The organism is Shewanella sp. ENK2 (assembly GCF_043568515.1).
Classification (GTDB): Bacteria; Pseudomonadota; Gammaproteobacteria; order Enterobacterales; family Shewanellaceae; genus Shewanella; species Shewanella japonica.
The window spans coordinates 1,544,893-1,563,105 of record NZ_CP171406.1 but is presented as its reverse complement, the minus strand read 5'-3'; the positions used below and the strand labels follow the sequence as shown (position 1 = coordinate 1,563,105).

At 41.2% G+C, this 18,213-nt stretch carries 15 protein-coding genes; 9 read left to right on the top strand and 6 right to left on the bottom strand.

The window, feature by feature from the left end:
- Positions 1-7: 7 nt before the first annotated feature.
- Genes ACGEDC_RS06805 through ACGEDC_RS06785 form a run of 5 tightly spaced genes read left to right on the top strand, consistent with a single transcriptional unit; the run spans position 8 to position 4,221 of the window.
- On the top strand, positions 8-1,051 hold the full coding sequence (locus ACGEDC_RS06805) for a hypothetical protein (protein ID WP_394497304.1): 1,044 nt from the start codon (positions 8-10) through the stop codon (positions 1,049-1,051).
- Positions 1,041-3,602, top strand: a complete 2,562-nt coding sequence (locus tag ACGEDC_RS06800; protein WP_394497302.1) for a hypothetical protein — start codon at positions 1,041-1,043, stop codon at positions 3,600-3,602. Before ACGEDC_RS06805 ends, ACGEDC_RS06800 begins: the two co-directional genes overlap by 11 nt.
- Positions 3,599-3,727: a hypothetical protein gene (locus ACGEDC_RS06795; protein WP_263863658.1), complete on the top strand. Its 129-nt coding sequence runs from the start codon at positions 3,599-3,601 to the stop codon at positions 3,725-3,727. The genes ACGEDC_RS06800 and ACGEDC_RS06795 overlap by 4 nt, the downstream gene beginning before the upstream one ends.
- Positions 3,720-3,911 carry a hypothetical protein gene (locus ACGEDC_RS06790; RefSeq protein ID WP_055025553.1) on the top strand — a complete coding sequence of 64 codons (192 nt, stop codon included), beginning with the start codon at positions 3,720-3,722 and terminating at the stop codon, positions 3,909-3,911. Before ACGEDC_RS06795 ends, ACGEDC_RS06790 begins: the two co-directional genes overlap by 8 nt.
- A gap of 4 nt (positions 3,912-3,915) precedes the next feature.
- Positions 3,916-4,221 (top strand): hypothetical protein, encoded by a 306-nt coding sequence (locus ACGEDC_RS06785; RefSeq protein WP_055025552.1) that lies wholly within the window; start codon positions 3,916-3,918, stop codon positions 4,219-4,221.
- 71 nt (positions 4,222-4,292) lie between these two features.
- Here ACGEDC_RS06785 and ACGEDC_RS06780 read toward each other — a convergent pair whose 3' ends face one another.
- The 4 genes from ACGEDC_RS06780 to ACGEDC_RS06765 all read right to left on the bottom strand — a co-directional run bounded on the left by ACGEDC_RS06780 (position 4,293) and on the right by ACGEDC_RS06765 (position 9,972).
- Positions 4,293-4,763, bottom strand: coding sequence for a substrate binding domain-containing protein (locus ACGEDC_RS06780; RefSeq protein ID WP_394497298.1), 471 nt, complete (start codon positions 4,761-4,763; stop codon positions 4,293-4,295).
- 387 nt (positions 4,764-5,150) lie between these two features.
- Positions 5,151-6,317 (bottom strand): winged helix-turn-helix domain-containing protein, encoded by a 1,167-nt coding sequence (locus ACGEDC_RS06775; RefSeq protein ID WP_394497296.1) that lies wholly within the window; start codon positions 6,315-6,317, stop codon positions 5,151-5,153.
- 144 nt (positions 6,318-6,461) lie between these two features.
- The gene (locus ACGEDC_RS06770; protein ID WP_394497294.1) at positions 6,462-8,597 is read right to left on the bottom strand and encodes a multiheme c-type cytochrome; all 2,136 of its coding nucleotides are present in this window, start codon (positions 8,595-8,597) and stop codon (positions 6,462-6,464) included.
- A gap of 430 nt (positions 8,598-9,027) precedes the next feature.
- On the bottom strand, positions 9,028-9,972 hold the full coding sequence (locus ACGEDC_RS06765) for a LysR family transcriptional regulator (RefSeq protein WP_394497292.1): 945 nt from the start codon (positions 9,970-9,972) through the stop codon (positions 9,028-9,030).
- A gap of 230 nt (positions 9,973-10,202) precedes the next feature.
- On the opposite strand from ACGEDC_RS06765, the gene ACGEDC_RS06760 reads away from it, so the two are divergent.
- The 4 genes from ACGEDC_RS06760 to ACGEDC_RS06745 all read left to right on the top strand — a co-directional run bounded on the left by ACGEDC_RS06760 (position 10,203) and on the right by ACGEDC_RS06745 (position 16,237).
- The gene (locus ACGEDC_RS06760) at positions 10,203-11,285 is read left to right on the top strand and encodes an efflux RND transporter periplasmic adaptor subunit (RefSeq protein ID WP_394497290.1); all 1,083 of its coding nucleotides are present in this window, start codon (positions 10,203-10,205) and stop codon (positions 11,283-11,285) included.
- A gap of 3 nt (positions 11,286-11,288) precedes the next feature.
- On the top strand, positions 11,289-14,375 hold the full coding sequence (locus ACGEDC_RS06755) for an efflux RND transporter permease subunit (RefSeq protein WP_394497288.1): 3,087 nt from the start codon (positions 11,289-11,291) through the stop codon (positions 14,373-14,375).
- Between the two features lie 474 nt (positions 14,376-14,849).
- Positions 14,850-15,446, top strand: coding sequence for a TetR/AcrR family transcriptional regulator (locus ACGEDC_RS06750; RefSeq protein WP_394497286.1), 597 nt, complete (start codon positions 14,850-14,852; stop codon positions 15,444-15,446).
- 95 nt (positions 15,447-15,541) lie between these two features.
- A complete protein-coding gene (locus ACGEDC_RS06745) occupies positions 15,542-16,237 on the top strand; it encodes a haloacid dehalogenase type II (RefSeq protein ID WP_394497284.1) in 696 nt (231 codons plus the stop codon).
- 107 nt (positions 16,238-16,344) lie between these two features.
- Here ACGEDC_RS06745 and ACGEDC_RS06740 read toward each other — a convergent pair whose 3' ends face one another.
- On the bottom strand, positions 16,345-17,235 hold the full coding sequence (locus ACGEDC_RS06740; protein ID WP_394497282.1) for a sensor domain-containing diguanylate cyclase: 891 nt from the start codon (positions 17,233-17,235) through the stop codon (positions 16,345-16,347).
- Between the two features lie 274 nt (positions 17,236-17,509).
- Positions 17,510-18,163, bottom strand: coding sequence for a DsbA family oxidoreductase (locus ACGEDC_RS06735; protein WP_394497280.1), 654 nt, complete (start codon positions 18,161-18,163; stop codon positions 17,510-17,512).
- Positions 18,164-18,213 lie beyond the last annotated feature (50 nt).

The following is an 18,213-nucleotide window of genomic DNA, read 5'->3' as shown; positions in this document are numbered from 1 at the left end:
GATTTTTGTGTCGTTATTGAGAAATGTCTGTATTGGTTTACTGGTAGCGCTTATGTTTACCGGATGTGCAGTGGATAAAAGACCAGATAGCTATAAACCTGCTATCAATATCAGCCCATCTATCGCAGCCCACGCAAGTTTACTTTCAAAAGATCAAGCCTTACAACATGCATTAGAACGTCGAAATCTGGTCATCAGTCGCACTGGTGAAGTATTGCCGTTAAATCAAAATGTGTGTCAATCTGCGCTTTATTATCAAATTAGCGATAGACCTTTGCCGAGTTATATTGGTCAGCATCAAGATTTACTTAGTGGCTTTGTTTTAAAAGTCATTTATAGCGATGAACAGTGGAAAGTCGTTAATCCCGAGCGTGAATTGATGCCACTTAACGATTTTTATGAAGACTTTTCTGCTACATTCTCAGCACAAGACCAGTTAATATTTCAGCCATCTGCTAACACAACAAACGCCCAATTGAAGCGGCTTATGCAAGTTGTGAGTCAGGTGTTTGAACAACATGCCAATTCATTCATTGTGTCTGCGAGTCAGGCTGCGTCGGTTAAGACCGCAGGGTTTCAGGCCATCACCACCAAAGCAAATAGCCAGCAAAGATTTATTCGTTCGTCATCTCACGGGGTCACCCAAATACAAGTAAACGATAGCTTTGGTGATAGTGAAACCTTAGCCATTATTTTCGAGTCGGATCCATTAACTGCGTGCATGAAAACCAATACTAATTTGGTTAGTGAACCAGTAAACGATGAGCTAAAACCACCATTAAAAATCGACCAACAACTACTGGTAGCAACATTGCCTAAAGATGCTGACTTTAATCAGTTAGCTGAGCAAGAAGCGCTATTTAGCGAAGGGGTTTATCTCAACATATGGGGTGATAAAAAGCCTTATGGCGATAACAACAAGTTAATTGCCGATCGATGCATTAAGCCAGAAAGTCACTTACTTGCAGAGTGCAGTAGCAGAGTTGGCGACGGTAACACTAAAACCGTAAATGGCAGAGCAATTTTAAGGCGCGTAAATAATGAAAAGTAAACTTTTTGAGCACTTCATTATTGTGTTCATACTGGCTTTGTTCAGTGTGTATGTTTGTTTAGAGTTATCGCTCAATGTGCTATTGATTGACTTATATGCTCAGCCTATTCAACAGGTTTTTGGTGAATTTAGTCTCAACGCCGAGCGGCTCGAACTTTTTGGTCGAGTCTTGTCTGGCTTTGGTTTGGCTTTATGTATCACAACGTTTTTCGTTAACAGTAAACGAGTTAAAACGCTCTTGCCTTCATTGGCTGATAAAGACGATAAATATGTTAATAAGCAGCTAAATTGGAAAATTAGGCCGCTAGTATTACTGGTTGCTTGGGCGCTTATCATTCCTTCGCTTCGCGTGGCAGTCGATACCGCGGTTAACATTACCAGTAATGAAGGTAAGCTAGGTGCCGTAAGAGCTATTGTTTATAAAGAAGCTTACTTGGCTGAAGTGGTCAGTATTGAAGGATTTCCAGAGTTAGATAACATTGCCAGTGACCCAAATCGCAAGCAATTGATGGTCGCAATGATCCCGTCTTTAGCTTATTTATCAACGGGCTTTAATAGCCTGATTGGCAGTAATTTAGAAAGCATGGCCAATCAGTTTTTGTTAAGCCGCCAAGAAGATGTGTTTATAGCAGAAGCGTTACCGCGTATTCGTCAGTTTGATCGCGTTTATGAGCAAGAGTTTTCGCAATATAAGCAAGCCAGTAAAGAGTATGTCACTGCATTTAAAAGAGAAAATAATTATGCATTGATTGAAGCTGAGCGTGTTGCGTTACTAAAGCAAGCTAATACTAATATCAGTGACCACTGGAAAGAATACTCTGAAGCCTTGCTTACTGCAGGTGAGTTTAGAGAAAGCTATGCCACTGATGATGAAAGTGTGCTTCGTAAAGAATTTAGTGAATTTAAAAGAAGATATTGGGACTCAGATTGTAAAAGAGATTGCCGAGATAGAAATAGACAACTCTTTGCAGATTACATCAACAACCTCAAATTTGAAGATGGAGAACCGTTCGGTATTTACTTAGCACCTGATGAGATCAACGCTTCTAAAGTATTCAAGTCTAAATATAATTTACTGGGAATGTTTGATAGAGGGCGAGTGAACTACTTACATCGCCATTATGGCATTCCAGAAGACATGGACTATGAGCAGTACCTTAGCTCAACAATCGCGACCCAAATAGCGATTAGTACATTTAAAAGTGGGATCGTCAACGTCAGTAATGATTGGACATTTGATGATCATCAACAACTGCGAAATGCGATTGAAGCTAAATATAAAGGCCGAGCCAAAAGCATTTGGAATGAATATCTTGCGTCATCTCAATTTAAGCTACCAAAGCCAAGGCTTGACCGGGTGGCATTTGCTCGTTCTGATGTTGTTAAGCAGTTTGCAAGTGATAGCTTAGGGCCATTTTATTTGTCGAGCTTTACACCAGGCATTTCTGAACAAAATTACAAGAAAAAATGGCTGGATCAACAAGACAATATTTCGTTTATTAAAATGGTCACATCGACGGCAGCCACAGCCGCATTTTCGCCTGGCGGCAGTATGCATAAACTGGGTAAAGATGCGGTCACCTTAGCGGTTATTCCTCCCTTTAGTATTGTCGCCAGCTTGTTTGCGATTGGCGGGTTATTTTTAAAAATTGGTCTTTACCTATATCCACGCCATAAAGGGTATTTATCTGTCGCGATTGTAGGCGGTGTCTTGGCCTTTGCGTTGCCGGTTGGTTCTAGCCTGAACAGCAAAAGCGCTTACAACCAAATGATGGCAAACTTTGCTGATACATACAGTACAGAGTCATTGCTTGACCAAGGCTTTACTATGGGCTTTGGTTACGTGATGGATATTGAGAATGGTATCCACAGTACCTATCGCCGTTTAGCTGTTATTGATGTTGTTGCTGAACTGCTGTATGCCAATACAGATACTCAGGATGCAGCGACAGGTGAGATTATTTCAAGGGAAAATCCATTTCGAATTTACGATGACTTTGCTCATAAACAACTGCAATTCATCCCTAATTTACTAGGGTTTCAAGAGGTTGTCTCGCCATTTGACACGAATATTACTGTACTAAAACAAGACCTCAATGTGGGGGCTTACATGGGTGTCAGGTTAGCGGACAATAAAGTGAAATCAGTTAGCATGCCAAACTTTTTAGAGCATACGAATATCGGCGTGCTTGCAGAGCAAAAGTACTTCTATAAACCTAAGGTTAGCGAGTTAGCCACTAACTTTATTTCTAATTATGACGACCCGATTTATTGGTTTAATTTAAGCCAAGGCTCAGTTGGGAAGAAGTCAGTTATTGATAAGCTTGAAACCAATATGGTCAGCTATTTAAATAATAATGAAGAGACCTTAGCTTTACTTAATAGCTTAAAGAGTAAAGGCCATAATAACCTTATTTTGTTAGAGCTTGAGAACAGTAAGCGCTATCGCTGCTTTATGTTAAAAAGCCTTGATGCTGCGGCCATTAGTCAATCAATCAGCCTGAATACCTTTGATTACCAAGAGCTGCCAAAATGTAAGGCGACAATATGAGGCAAGTAATAATTATCACTGTTAACGGTGCCAGTAACCAGCAAGTTGTTGGTGTTGAAACGCTTTGTTTTTATCGAATGAAAGACAGGGCAAGGAAAGTATACGAGATGAAAAATAATGACTAACGCACTCTCATGGATTGTAGAGCTAGTTGTCGGATGGCTAGCTGAAAACATATCAACCTTACTTGTAGCCTTAATTGTAGTGGGGTGTATTTATTACTTTAATCTACAAGAACAAGCCGCCATTGCAGAGCTTGGTAAACAGGCTGAATTAATAAAACTTAAAATTTCAATGATAACGGAGTAACCCTATGACTGAAACTGCCAAAAAATCCAAGGTTACTTTCACCTTAGACTTCAATTTTTTTAGCTTGCTTACCTTGTTAATTGTGTTGTTTTTCGCTTATACCGCGCACAAAAAGAACATGGATAACGCCGATAAAATGAATAATTTATTGGTTAAGTATGAACAAACCCTAGATGCAGCAATCGCTGGCGATAAGGTGACGCTTGCCCAATATCAGAAAAATGTTAAAAAAGCAGTGGCGTCGTTGTCACCTAAAGAGAAAAAATTATTGTTGGCTTTACTCGAAATCGACAATAAAAAGCCGCTTTAAATGAAATAAGGATGCCAGAAAGGGCATCCTTTTTTATTAAAATATTTCAATATTATAGGTGTTGAACGGGCCTAAATCAGTGGTTTAATCGCACCACGAATCTTAGCTATTTGGTTACAGGTCGCCGTTTGTGAACAGTTTTCTAGTTCGATGAGCATATGATCAATAAAACGTTGGCTGGCAAGGCTAATGTATCGTCTTGATGGGTAGACTAAATAGCACTTTCCTTCATAAGGGGCTGAGTCTTTGAACAGCATTTCTAATTGACCTGTTTTGACATAATCTTGGCAAAAAGGTAATGGCATCATGGCGATACCTGCTCCAGCTAAAGTGGCTTCTAAGCAAACAGAGAGGTTGTTGACACATAAATTCCCTTTTACTGATAAAACCATGTCTTGGCCGAATGGGACTTCATTAAATATTCGTCCATTTGGGTATCGAAATAAAATTGAATTGTGATCGCTGATTTCTTCAGGGGTTTGCGGCGTTCCAGCTCGGGCAAGGTATTCAGGGCTTGCAAAAAAATGTACTGTCTCGCTCATGATGTGCCTAGGGCATGTTGACTTTTCAAGGTTGTTTTTGCAGCGAATTGTTGGCCCATTTATACAGGGCTGAGACTTTGTGGTGCCGTTTTCTACATAAAAAGTCGATAACGCAGTAAAAATGGACAACAAACGCTGCCGAAAGGGTTCGACTAAAAGTGTTCTACTCTTTGTTGGATGAATTTTGCTTAGATGACTAGGCATCAATCCATCCGCCTCAATTAAAACGCTTTTATTTCGAACAAAACCTAACCAGAAAAGATCAGCAGGCCCTAGCAACCATTTCATTTTCATTAAATGAATCTTTCAACATAAACGTCAAATTAATATTGTTGTTATAATTTCGGAGCCTTGGTTAAGTTTATAAGGCTTTGCTGGCTAACAATATTACTGTGCTAATGCTAATTTTTGCCTATGAAGCCATGCTACCGGCCTACCTAAGAGTGGTAATTGCCAAATAGCAGAGTTTTGTTTTTCTTCAAGACGATAAAACCAAATCGCTTCATTCAGTAATATGTTACGACGCATTGAGCGGTAAAAATTAAGTAGCTCATTGTGGTTGCCGAGATGTTGATCCGGTGTCAGTTCCTGATGAATTGTTTCAGTTTCAAAAGCACTAATATTAAATCCATTTTCTACGAGTTTATGTTCAACAAACTCATGTCGAGCTTGGTATTGTATCGATGCTCCGTCACAATTTAATAGGCTGATGCAGGCGTTAACAGTCATGATACCTGTGTTCGCATGGGTATAAAGTAACGTCATTCTGAAATCGACTCTAATAGTACCGCCCGAAGGTGTTGGGTAATATATATAATGATTGTAATGTTGCTCCGTTGAATACTTGGACTCTGATGCCTCCTCAGGTAATTTGAGCTGGTTTCTTGGAATTTTGGGTTGCTGATTGATTATTTGAGTTTGGTCAGTGATTTGCTTTTCAGTGATCACATTATTCGATTGAATTAGGTTCAACCAACCAGTCATATCGCAATCGTCACTTTGGCAAATTGCGAAGCTGAAGTAATCCTCAAAGTGGCTCACCCAAGGTTTATGTTGTTGTGTTTCTGGTAACGAAATGGAATGGCAATCAGTGTGGCTCAATTGAAATTGACTGTCATTGGTACAGAAATTAAATGGAATGTTAACTGAGGAATAATGCTTGATAATAATCACAATAATAACAGCCATTAAAGATGCGAACAGAAATAAAGATTTCTTAAACTTTTGAATTGGAAAAGGTGATTCGAATGAGGATTTTTCCTTTGGTAAAACTAATAAGTATCCATGACGGGGAATCGTTTTAAGTTCTAATAACTCATCAATTGCGAGTTTACGTCTTAAGGTGCTGATACATTGATTAAGTGATGCATCTGTTGCATTTCGATTAGGCCAACCCGCAGATTGAAGTTCAGCTTTGGTGGCAACAGATTTACTCAGTACTAACTGTTTGAGCACAGCATTTTCAGAAAAAGATAATGTTTGTTGTTCACCAGTTCTGGTATCGGTCAGTGTTTGATTATCTGAGTCGAAATTCAAATTGGCCAACAATATCATGATAATTTCCGCTAGTTTTAGAAGTTTGTAATATAGCTAAATCTGATTGTTCTTGATGCTGAAATTGTCACAATTTTTAACCCAAATTGAATTTTAAAAGGGGCGCAAGCGCCCCTTGTGTGGGGAGTGATGGTGAAATGTGGGTTATTGCAGTTTGTGCTGTTGTTTTAGCTTGTCTAATTTATGACAAGTAACACAAGATTCTGTAACCAGTTCTTCTTGTGTTACACCAAAACGACCGCCATTTTGTTCCATGTGAGCACGAACATGGGGTTTGATAACCATAGTGTTAGATTCTTCATCGTATCGCTTTGCATGACATGAATAACAAGTCGCTGATACAGGGCTAACATAAGCATCAACATTAACGTCAGTCGCCGGATAAGCACGGCTATCTGGATCGTAAGTTAAGTCGAGAGCTAATGGTTTTCCTGATTCAGTCAGTCTTTCTGCACCAAACGTGTCTCCTTCATGGCAACGGTAGCAATTCGCTTTATCAGCTGGGTAATTCACTGACCGCACCCAATCAGGTTGTTTCTGTGTGGCGCGTTGATTGTTATGTAAAGAGTGCATCCAAATTTTATGATCTGGGTGGCTTACCACCAACTGCTCAACAAAATCTTTATCGCCTTGCACTGTATGACGCTCACGAATTGCCTGAGTTGGAGGAGTATTTGGGTTATGACAAGCTACACAGGCATCAACAATATCAGCTGTTGACGTTCCGTAGCCTTTGCCACGTGGCATCATTGGCTTAAGCGCTATCGCTTCTTCACCATCATTACCTGAGAAGCAGGTTGTATTGGCAAGCTCAAGGTTAGACTCGGTATTACGTGAATGGCAGCTACGACAGTTTAGCTCGGTAGTATCTGTTTCTTCATTATAACCATGGCATGAACCGCAGTTTTTATTCGACACAATTGGGCGACGTTTAATTTCATCTCTTAAGCCATTTGCATCAAAGAACCAACGCTTGTTGTAAGTAGCATTGCTCTTAACACCCTCAGAGCCACAAGTTGCAGTTTGGTTTAATTCATCTGTACAGAAGAATACCCGATTGGAAATGAAGCCGTAATCGGCAGACATATCACCGCCAAAGGTATCATTCATTTCAATAGGCCCGACACGGTAAACCAAGTTGCCATCAACTAGCTCGTGAACTGGTGTTAATGGACGCAAACCACTTTCTTCTGAAATCATACGTTTGGTTGTCTTGCCATATACGGTGTAGCCACGACCTTGCCCCATATGTCCGGCAAGTCCAGTACCATCCTGTTGACCTTGAGTGAAATCGACATCAACGCCCCAGTTAACATACAGTTCCAGTCCGCTGAGATAATCCCAATCAGCCGCATTGGTACTGGTAAAAGGAACTTGTACACCTTGTTGGTTTTCAAGACCCACGACAATTTCAGCATATGGTTGACCATCAACGTCTACAATTTTTGCATCGCTAATGTTAACGTCCATCAGGCTTCGCCCAGCAATACCTGCATCTGCTTTGCCACGATGTTTGTCATATACATGGTCAGCATTATGACAGCTTGAACACTGAGTATTGTCAGTCATACCACTGTGATCGACTTTAGCGTCTTCTAGATTGTGACAGCTTGAACAATTCTCGCGAGTTGGCATGGTTTGCCAGTTTAATGCTTCTGAATACTCAGTAGACTCCTCAGTATTGTGGCAAGCTAAACAATTACCAACAGTTTCTGAACTCACACCGATATGGGCTTTGTGAGCCACAATAGGCCAAGTTTTGTCATCACTTACTCTACCTGCTGAGTGACAGGTCGCGCAGTTCTCTAGTGTGTCACCACCGTGTTTGATACTGGCAATGTCTTCATGGCAGCTTAAGCAAGTTTGGCTATCGACAATATTTCTGGTGAAAGATAATTCTGAACCATCCACCATGTAATCAGTGTTTTGATAAGTAAGAGGTACTGATTCGGATGCATTCACTCTTATGATCAGACGTTGAGGTAATGCTTCATCATAAGCGTTAGGAAAGTAGTTACTGTCAGCTAAGTTCGTTGCCATTTGATACTCATAATGACCATCAGCATAATCTGTTAATTTGCCTGGGCAAGTATCAGTACAACTCTCGTTAACAAGGTATTGCCATGCAGAACTATCGCCGTTATTTTCAGGTTGTAATTGCGCTGATTCTACTCGGATACTGTTAATTTTAGATACAGGTATTCCCTGTTCATTTTCAGTGTAAAACTTAACATTTAGACTGCCATCAGTCACAGAGACTTCTTCTATGCTTAGTGACAAAACATTTGCCGATGGAGTAGTAAATGGAGGTGAAATACCATCCTCTCCATCTTTCCCGTCACTCCCACACCCAGTTAAAGCTAGTGCAGCGATTGGTAAGCTATAAGCTAATAAGTTTTTTTGTTCATCATACCCAACTTTTTCGGACTATTGATTGCCATACGCGTTTTAACGCTGAGGACATTATCCAAAGATGTTTATATGTATGATGAGTCAATTGATTGAAAATTAGTGTTTTTTGCAATAATTAGCGTAATTTTAGAAAAATTTAGACATTTTTAGCGGCTAAGAGGGGGTAAGTCATAGCTTTGGGCTAGGAGTCTTTATATTACAATGCTCACTTATTGGGGAAGGCCTTTTGATTGATTTAAGCATTAAGTGAAGCACCACATTGTGCTTCGATGTTAATGCTTATTTAGGCTTTAATTGATTAAATTAACGGCTTAATTGGCCCGCGTACATTAATCTCTTGATTACAGGTGCCTGTGACTGAGCAATTTTCTAGCTCTACCATCATATGGTCAATAAAGCGTTGACTGGCAAGGCTGATATAACGACGTGACGGGTAAACTAGGAAACATTTCCCTTCGTATGGGGCGACTTCTTTAAATAGCATTTCAAGCTCGCCAGATTCCACGTGTTCTTGGCAAAAAGGTAATGGCATCATTGAGATCCCACGACCTGACAGTGTTGCTTCTAAGCATACTGAAAGGTTATTAACACAGAGGTTACCTTTTACCGATAACGTCATGTCTTGGCCAAAAGGCACTTCGTTAAATATCCGCCCGTTGGGGTAGCGAAATAAAATTGAATTGTGATGAGTAACTTCTTCAGGTGTTTTGGGTGTTCCGGCTTTTTTTAAATATTCAGGGCTGGCAAAAAAGTGCACCGTTTCACTGAAAATATGCCGCGCAACCATCTCATTTTCATTGAATGAGTCTTCCAACATAAAGGCCAAATCAATGTTGTTGCGGATCATATCTTGTGGCTCAGCACTGACAATAAACTCAACGGTAATGCCAGGGTGCAGATCCATAAACTTGAAGATGCCTTGGGTAATTTGCAGCAGTTCAGGAATGGGGAAAATTAAAATCCGTAGATGACCACTCACTTCAGATTTAGCATCGGTGAGTTCGGAGAGCGTTTGTTCGAGTGACGACATCATCGATGTGGTCTTATCGTAAAAATGCGTCCCCGATGCAGTTAAGGTCATCGAGCGACTTTGGCGATGGAACAATTTGACATTCAACTCTTCTTCTAAGCCATTTAAACGGCGACTGAGTGTCGATTTAGGCAAGTTAAGAATGTCCGCAGCTTCAACGAGGCTGCCAGTTTCTACAATTCTATGGAATAAAGATATATCTTCGGTTTTCATGTTTACAACTCAAAAGGTATGTACAGAAATTAAGCATCACACAATGCAATTCTATTTATCTATTATCACTATGCCCACACCTACCTGTTTATAGCAAGCTATTATAGTTTCAATAAATGGAACCTTTGGTTCCAAATCATTCCATTTTATTAAACTGTGATCACTGTTATTGTTGCGCCCTGTTTACATCAACGCTACAAAATATTCGATACACCATGGGAAATTCGATAATGAAATACCTCGTAATGCCATTCTCACTAATTTTATTCATTTTGATGACATCTGGCTGTACAGCCGAGTCAGTAGAAGTGGCACCACCGACCATTCGGCCAGTAAAACTGCTGACCGTGACAGATGTAAACGCGGGTTCAGTACGCGCTTTCCCAGCTAAAGTGGCAGCAACAAAACAAGCCACTTTAGCGTTTAGGGTTCCAGGCCATTTAGTGGATCTTAATTTGTTTGAAGGGCAGCAAGTGAAAAAAGGCATGACACTAGCTCGCCTTGATAATCGCGATGCAACCAACACCTTATTGAATCGTGAAGCTGACCATGAGCTTGCTGCAGCGGATTTTAAACGTAAAGGCGAGCTATTACGTCGTGAGTTAATCTCGGCTGCCGACTACGACTTATCCAAAGCACAGCTTAAGTCTGCTGAAGCGAATTTAGCCAGCGCCCGTGACCAATTAAGCTACACAGAGTTAAAAGCGCCTTATGATGGCACCATCGCTAAAATTGATATGGATAACTATCAAATGGTGCAAGCAAACCAAACCATTCTAGTGTTGCAAAAAGACAGCAATATTGACGTGGTCATCCAAGTGCCAGAGTCTTTAGCAAGCAGCGTGACAAAGTTTAATCCTCATGCGGAATTTATGCCTGAAGTACGCTTTGCTAATAACCCTGCTAATGCCTATCCAGTGAGTTTAAAAGAGTATGCCACTCAGGTAACTCAAGGTACTCAAAGTTATGAGGTGGTATTTACTTTACCGCGTCCACAAACGATGACGGTTTTACCGGGTATGAGTGCTGAAGTGAGCCTAGATATTTCAGGTATTGATACCAACAGCATCACAGCGATTGTTCCTGCTAGCGCGGTACTGAAGCGTGATGTTGACGGTAAGAGTGTGATTTGGGCATACAGTGAAAAGTCTGGCACCGTGAAACAGCACATAGTGACAATTGGTAATGTGACCACTCATGGTATTGAAATTATTGATGGTATTAATATTGGTGATCAAGTTGTGGTTGCTGGTGTGCAGTACTTATCTGAAGATCAGGCAGTGAAGCCGTTGCGCTGGCAACGAGGTGTATAAGCGATGAATTTTGCAGAATTATCGATCACCCGTAAGGTGATCAGCTGGATGTTCGCGCTATTGTTACTCGTTGGCGGTAGTATTTCATTTTTTAGCTTAGGTCAGTTGGAATTTCCTGAGTTCACTCTTAAAAATGCACTAGTGGTGACCAGTTACCCTGGCGCATCACCTGAACAAGTGGAAGAGGAAGTCACTTTACCGCTTGAAGATGCATTACAACAACTTGATGGCATAAAGCACATAGTTTCAATTAACAGTGCGGGTTTATCGCAAATCGAAATTGAAATTGTAGAGCAGTACGACAAAGACGCGCTCCCACAAATGTGGGATGAAGTTCGCCGTAAGGTTAATGACACGATCCCTTTGTTACCACCCGGGGTGAATACCCCATCTGTGATTGATGACTTTGGTGATGTTTACGGAATCTTACTTAATGTCAGCGGTGACGGTTATAGCAACCGTGAACTGCAAAATTATGCGGACTTCTTACGTCGTGAACTTGTGCTCGTTGATGGCATCAAAAAGGTCACCATTGCAGGTAAAATTAACGAGCAAGTTATTGTTGAGATGTCTCAGCAAAAGCTCAATGCGTTAGGCCTAGATCAAGATTATATCTACAGCTTAATCAATAGTCAGAACGTGGTATCTAATGCTGGGACTATCCGTGTTGGTGATAACCGTATTCGTATTCACCCAACTGGGGAATTTGATAGCGTATCGGAAATGGAGCGCCTATTGGTGAGTGCGCCTGGTAGCACTAAATTAGTCTACCTAGGGGATATCGCCAAAATCTACAAAGACACAGAAGAAACCCCAAGCAATATCTATCATGCTAATGGTAAAAACGCATTATCGATTGGTATTTCGTTCTCAAGTGGCGTGAACGTGGTAACGGTTGGCGAAAGTGTCAATGCAAGAATGGTAGAGCTTAACGGCGAACTACCTATTGGCATGCAGCTAGAAACGGTTTACGACCAAAGTAAGATGGTCGATCAAACGGTAAAAGGCTTTTTAGTCAGCCTTGCTCAATCTATCGCAATTGTGATTGGTGTGCTGTTGGTGTTTATGGGCGTACGCTCTGGCATCCTGATTGGTTTAGTATTGCTACTGACGATTCTTGGCACCTTTATCATGATGAAAGTGCTTAATATTGAGCTGCAGTTAATCTCGCTTGGTGCCTTAATTATTGCGCTAGGTATGTTGGTGGATAACGCCATTGTAGTTACTGAGGGGATATTAATTGGCATTAAACGTGGTAAAACCCGTTTAGAAACTGCCAAAGAAGTCGTCACACAAACCCAATGGCCGCTACTTGGTGCCACCATTATTGCCATTATTGCTTTTGCACCTATTGGTTTATCTGACACTGCTACCGGTGAGTTTTGTGTGTCGTTATTCCAAGTGTTGTTAATTTCGCTATTTATTAGCTGGATTACTGCGATGACGCTAACACCTTTCTTTTGCAATATGATGTTCAAAGATGGTGAAGCGCCAACAGGAGATGCTGAAGATGACCCATACAAAGGTTGGTTATTCCAGGTTTATCGCACCACATTAAACCTAGCGATACGCTTTAGAGTGCTTACCGTTCTGTTAATTATTGCAGCATTAATCACTTCACTTGCTGGCTTTGGCCATGTGAAAAACGTGTTCTTCCCTGCGTCAAACACGCCAATATTTTATGTTGATGTGTGGATGCCTGAAGGCACTGATATAAAAGCGACTGAGTCTTTCTTATATAAAATTGAAGAGAATCTATTAGCTGAGCAAGCTGAAAAAGATGTCGGCATGGTTAACTTGACCACTGTGCTGGGTCAAGGCGCACAGCGTTACGTACTGCCCTATGTACCAGAAAAAGGCTACAGTGCTTATGGTCAGTTATTGATTGAAATGACCGATTTAACTACCGTAAACAGCTATATGCGTATTCTGGAAAAAGAGCTGAGTGCGCGTTTTCCTGAGGCTGAATATCGCTTTAAATACATGGAAAATGGACCAAGCCCAGCGGCTAAAATTGAAGCGCGTTTTTATGGCGAAGATCCAAAAGTACTGCGTGAAATCGCGGTTAAAGCTGAAGCGATTTTTAATGCCGAACCAACAGCCGTTGGCGTAAGACATAACTGGCGCAATCAAGTTCAAATGATCCGCCCGCAACTTGCTTTTGCTCAAGCTAGAGAAACCGGTATCAGCAAAACGGACTTAGACAATGCATTACTGACCAACTTTAGTGGTAAGTCAGTGGGTGTGTATCGCGAAAATAGCCACCTGCTACCGATTGTTGCTCGTGCACCCGCATCAGAACGTTTAGATGCTGAAAGTATTTGGAAACTGCAAGTATGGAGTAGCGAAAGCAATACCTTTGTTCCTGCAACACAAGTGGTGTCGAGCTTTGATACTGAGTGGGAAAACCCAATCATTATGCGTCGTGACCGTAAGCGTGTGTTGTCAGTGCTTGCCGATCCGATTAATGGTACCGATGAAACAGCTGATTCCGTATTCCGTAAATTACGTCCAGCAATAGAAGCCATGGAACTGCCAGCAGGCTATGAGCTTGAATGGGGCGGAGAGTATGAACTATCAACTGAAGCGCAAGTGTCAGTATTTAGCTCACTACCTATGGGTTACTTATTCATGTTTTTGATTACGGTATTACTGTTTAACTCTGTTAGGCAGCCATTAGTTATCTGGTTTACTGTACCACTGGCGTTAATCGGTGTGGTATCGGGTCTGTTGTTATTTGATGCGCCGTTTAGCTTTATGGCATTACTTGGCTTATTGAGCTTAACTGGGATGATCATTAAAAATGGTATCGTGCTGGTGGACCAAATCAACGTGGAGTTAGCCCAAGGTAAAGACCCTTATCAAGCGGTTGTTGATTCATCAGTGAGCCGTGTACGACCAGTATTGATGGCGGCAATTACCACTATGCTAGGTATGGTGCCGCTATTAAGTGATGCATTCTTTGGGTCAATGGCGATTACCATTATCTTTGGTCTTGGATTTGCGTCGATTCTAACGCTTATCGTATTGCCAGTGACTTACACTATGGCATTTCGTATCCCTTACCAAAAAGCCACAGTGAAGGCGTAATTTACTGAGTCTGAACATGACTTATCAAGTTATTCTATAGCGGATAGCAATAGGAAACATCGATATCTAGAAAGCCTAACTTGAATCTCAAGTTAGGCTTTTTTATGAGCAATAATACTAGGGCCTGTTGTTCTTTGCTGGTTAAGTTTTGTTCGAAATAAAAGCGTTTTAATTGAGGCGGATGGATTGATGCCTAGTCATCTAAGCAAAATTCATCCAACAAAGAGTAAAACACTTTTAGTCGAACCCTTTAGGCAGCGTTTGTTGGCCATTTTTACTGCGTTATCGACTTTTTATGTAGAGTAACTACATTACAAAGCCTCTGCCTTGTATAAATGGTCAACAATTCGCTGCAAAAATAACCTTGAAAGAACAACAGGCCCTAGACTTGAACGTATGCTCAAACTATAATTGAACGAGTGCTCAATATGAGTCGCGAGACTGTTTAATATAGATTGAGATATCGAGATAGCTATGAGTAAACCTGCCAAATTTAATCGCGAAGAAACCATTAAAAAAGCTGCTGACCTTTATTGGGAAAAAGGCTTCCACGCAACATCTATGCGTAATTTACAAGAAGTTATAGATATGCGTCCGGGTAGCATTTACGCAAGCTTTGGCAGTAAAGAGGGTTTATTCAAAGAGGCGCTACAGCACTATGCGCAATCGGGTGTTGCTCAGTTAAACTTATGTGTTGAGCAATCTGACTCACCACTTGCCGCACTAAAACTATTCGTTGAAGGTGCTATTTCATCTCGTAAACAAAATGCCCCAAGCGGTATGTGTATGCTGGTTAAAACAGTGGCTGAATTAACCGAAGAGCATGCCGAGTTACTCGAAGAAGCTAAGCAATCGCTTATTATGGTCGAAGCTGCATTTGCGAAATTATTAGCTCAAGCACAAGACAATGGCGAGCTAGATTCAAGCCAAACGCCACAAGCCTTGGCTCGTTTCTTACAAGTGCAAATTATCGGTATTCGAACCTATGCCCATGCCAATAGTGACGACAATACCATTCAAGATTTTATTGAAGCTATATTCAGCAATCCACCCTTGGCCAAACGTGCTTAATCTGTCACAGATGTTAGCGAGCGAAGTAGGTTTGAAACTTATGTATGCTTGAAGCTTAAGTATGGTTGAGGGATAAGTTAAGCCAAGGGGCAGGGATGACACAACAAGCTATCAAACCCACGCTAGCATTTGATGTATACGGCACGTTAATTAACACCCATGGCGTCTTAACTCAATTACAGTCTATGGTGGGTGATAAGGCCATGGACTTTTCAAACCGCTGGCGCGAAAAACAATTAGAGTATTCGTTTCGCCGTGGTTTAATGCAAAATTATGTTCCCTTTACTGAATGTACTCGCCAAGCGTTGGAATATACCTGCCAGTATTATCAAATCAATTTATCTGCTGAACAAAAACATCGCTTAATGGCATGCTACAAAACATTGCCTGCCTTTGATGATGTAAAGCCTGCTTTATCGGCGCTTAAAGAACAAGGCTATCGCTTATTCGCGTTTTCTAATGGCACCAAAGATGCTGTGGAAACCTTACTGAAAACCGCAGACATTGATGTCTTTTTTGAAGGTGTGGTGAGTGCTGATGAAATTAAAACCTTTAAACCTAATCCTGAAATATACGGCTATTTTTTAACGCAATCTCATTCCTCTGCAAGTCATACTTGGCTGATTTCCAGTAATCCATTTGATGTGACAGGTGCAATAGCTGCAGGGCTTAAAGCTGCATGGGTTAAGCGAACTGAAGGCGCTGTATTTGACCCGTGGGAAATACAGCCTACCGTGATTGTTGCTGATTTGCAGCTGCTTGATTCTGCACTTAACGAGTGTGTTGAATAGGTGCAAAGCTCACTCGTAAGCGAGCTTAGAATTAGGTTGTTATTAACGAGTAGTATCCGATAGTAAATAACAGTAATCAACTGTAAGTGGTTGATAAATTAACATAATTAAGCAACTTGATTTTTATTTTTAAGCATTTCTTTATCGGCTTTATCGAGTAAATCAGTAAAATTGGCATGTAAATCGACTTCGATACTACCAATAGAGACGGAATACTCAGGTAAATGTTTCGCGCGTTTCGCGCAGCAAAAACCACCCTCTAAGCGTTGCTTAAAAGCAACGAGATCGGACTCATGTTCTAACATAACCAGTGCGACAAATTCATCCCCACCAATACGACCAATGACATCACTTTGACGCACGGTATTCTGCAATACTGTGCCAATGTGCTTAATCATATCATCACCCGTTTTATGGCCATATTGGTCATTAATAAGCTTAAAGTTATCGACATCTAAGTAGCAAAGTCCCAGTTTAGCTTGGTTACGTTTGGCTAGCGCAATACGTTGCTGACTCAGGGTTTCAAAGCCACGGCGATTATTAATGCCAGATAAAGGATCAGTAATCGCCAGTTGCTGCATTTGGCCGTATAAATCGATTAAGGCGAGATCAGATTCAAGAATGTCTTTTAACTGTTCAATAAGCTCTAAGTAACTGTCCTCATATTCTGTTTGCTTATAATCCATGACACAGAATGTTCCGAAAGGGTGCCCGTCAGGCCAAAACACAGGGACGCCCAAATAAGACGTAAAGCCATCGTTGTGGACTTCTGGGTTGGTATCCCAACAAGGGTCTATCGGGGCATTGGGCACATACAGCGGATTGCCAGTTTCAACGATACGGCGACAGAAAATGTTGGCTTCGGGTTCTATGACAATGCCTGCTGCATAGGGATTACTGTCTTGCTGACTTGAGATAGTGACTTGAAAGCCATCATCGGGGGTAAATTGAACTAAAAAACCGGCAGGAGCATGAAATACCTTAGCAAGTAAGTTCACCGTTTTCTGCCATTTATCTAATGATATGAGCTCATTAGGATTATCAAGAAGGAATGTTTTGGGATCAAATATTGGTTTTTTTATTCATTGATAAACCCATCATGCTTTTTCAATGAATTAATTATAGTTCAAGATTTCAGATTCGAGATATTGCCAGTCAGCGCTAGCGTTGAGATAAGGATTTGAATATAAACCGTGAAGGCAAATCTATATAACTTTTTGTCGCTCAATAGATTTGCCGAACACTGATGCCATGTTAGGTAACGATGACAAGTTAGTTAGCGGACTCTTCAAGTAACTGAGCCAGCACTTGCTTATAAGAGTCAACAGGGTGTGCACCGTTTAGCGCGCTGGTGCGGTTAAATACCACAGTAGGAACAGATGAAATCCCCGCCGCTGTCCATTGGCCTTTTTCCATGTTGATGCGCGTTCGCACTTCAGGGTTATCCAGTAACGCCATGGCTTCATCAACTTGTAAACCGACTGCGGCTAACTCTTCAGCCAACACTGCTCTGTCTGAGATATCTTTATGTTCAGTGAAGTAGGCAGAAAATAATCTTAGCTTGAGCTGGGTTTGCTTATCGAATTGTTTGGCATAATCTAACAATATGTGTGCATCGAAGGTATTGACTATGTGCATGTTATCGCCAAAGTTAAATTCAAAACCTAACTCAGCGCCACGAGCGGTAATATTGGCGCGGGCATTGTCACTATCTTCACGGCTCGAACCATATTTGCGTGCCACGTGAGCGCGTAACTCTTCACCTTCTGGTGGCATGTTTGGATTAAGTTCAAACGGTTGCCACTCAATATCGACTTTATCTGCAATATCCAGCTCGCGAATCGCTTGTTGTAAGCTTTGATAACCAACAATGCACCATGGACAAACTACATCTGACACGATATCGAGTTTAATTTTATCTGACATGCTTAGCCTTGTTTTTGTGGTGATGAAACGAAAACCAGCGAAAGCAGGTA

Excerpts from the sequence above, each read along its gene's own strand:
- ACGEDC_RS06800 (WP_394497302.1), top strand. The coding sequence starts at position 1,041 with ATGAAAAGTAAACTTTTTGAGCACTTCATTATTGTGTTCATACTGGCT.
- ACGEDC_RS06795 (WP_263863658.1), top strand. The coding sequence starts at position 3,599 with ATGAGGCAAGTAATAATTATCACTGTTAACGGTGCCAGTAACCAGCAA.
- ACGEDC_RS06790 (WP_055025553.1), top strand. The coding sequence starts at position 3,720 with ATGACTAACGCACTCTCATGGATTGTAGAGCTAGTTGTCGGATGGCTA.
- ACGEDC_RS06785 (WP_055025552.1), top strand. The coding sequence starts at position 3,916 with ATGACTGAAACTGCCAAAAAATCCAAGGTTACTTTCACCTTAGACTTC.
- ACGEDC_RS06780 (WP_394497298.1), bottom strand. The coding sequence starts at position 4,763 with ATGAGCGAGACAGTACATTTTTTTGCAAGCCCTGAATACCTTGCCCGA.
- ACGEDC_RS06775 (WP_394497296.1), bottom strand. The coding sequence starts at position 6,317 with ATGATATTGTTGGCCAATTTGAATTTCGACTCAGATAATCAAACACTG.
- ACGEDC_RS06765 (WP_394497292.1), bottom strand. The coding sequence starts at position 9,972 with ATGAAAACCGAAGATATATCTTTATTCCATAGAATTGTAGAAACTGGC.
- ACGEDC_RS06760 (WP_394497290.1), top strand. The coding sequence starts at position 10,203 with ATGAAATACCTCGTAATGCCATTCTCACTAATTTTATTCATTTTGATG.
- ACGEDC_RS06755 (WP_394497288.1), top strand. The coding sequence starts at position 11,289 with ATGAATTTTGCAGAATTATCGATCACCCGTAAGGTGATCAGCTGGATG.
- ACGEDC_RS06750 (WP_394497286.1), top strand. The coding sequence starts at position 14,850 with ATGAGTAAACCTGCCAAATTTAATCGCGAAGAAACCATTAAAAAAGCT.
- ACGEDC_RS06745 (WP_394497284.1), top strand. The coding sequence starts at position 15,542 with ATGACACAACAAGCTATCAAACCCACGCTAGCATTTGATGTATACGGC.
- ACGEDC_RS06735 (WP_394497280.1), bottom strand. The coding sequence starts at position 18,163 with ATGTCAGATAAAATTAAACTCGATATCGTGTCAGATGTAGTTTGTCCA.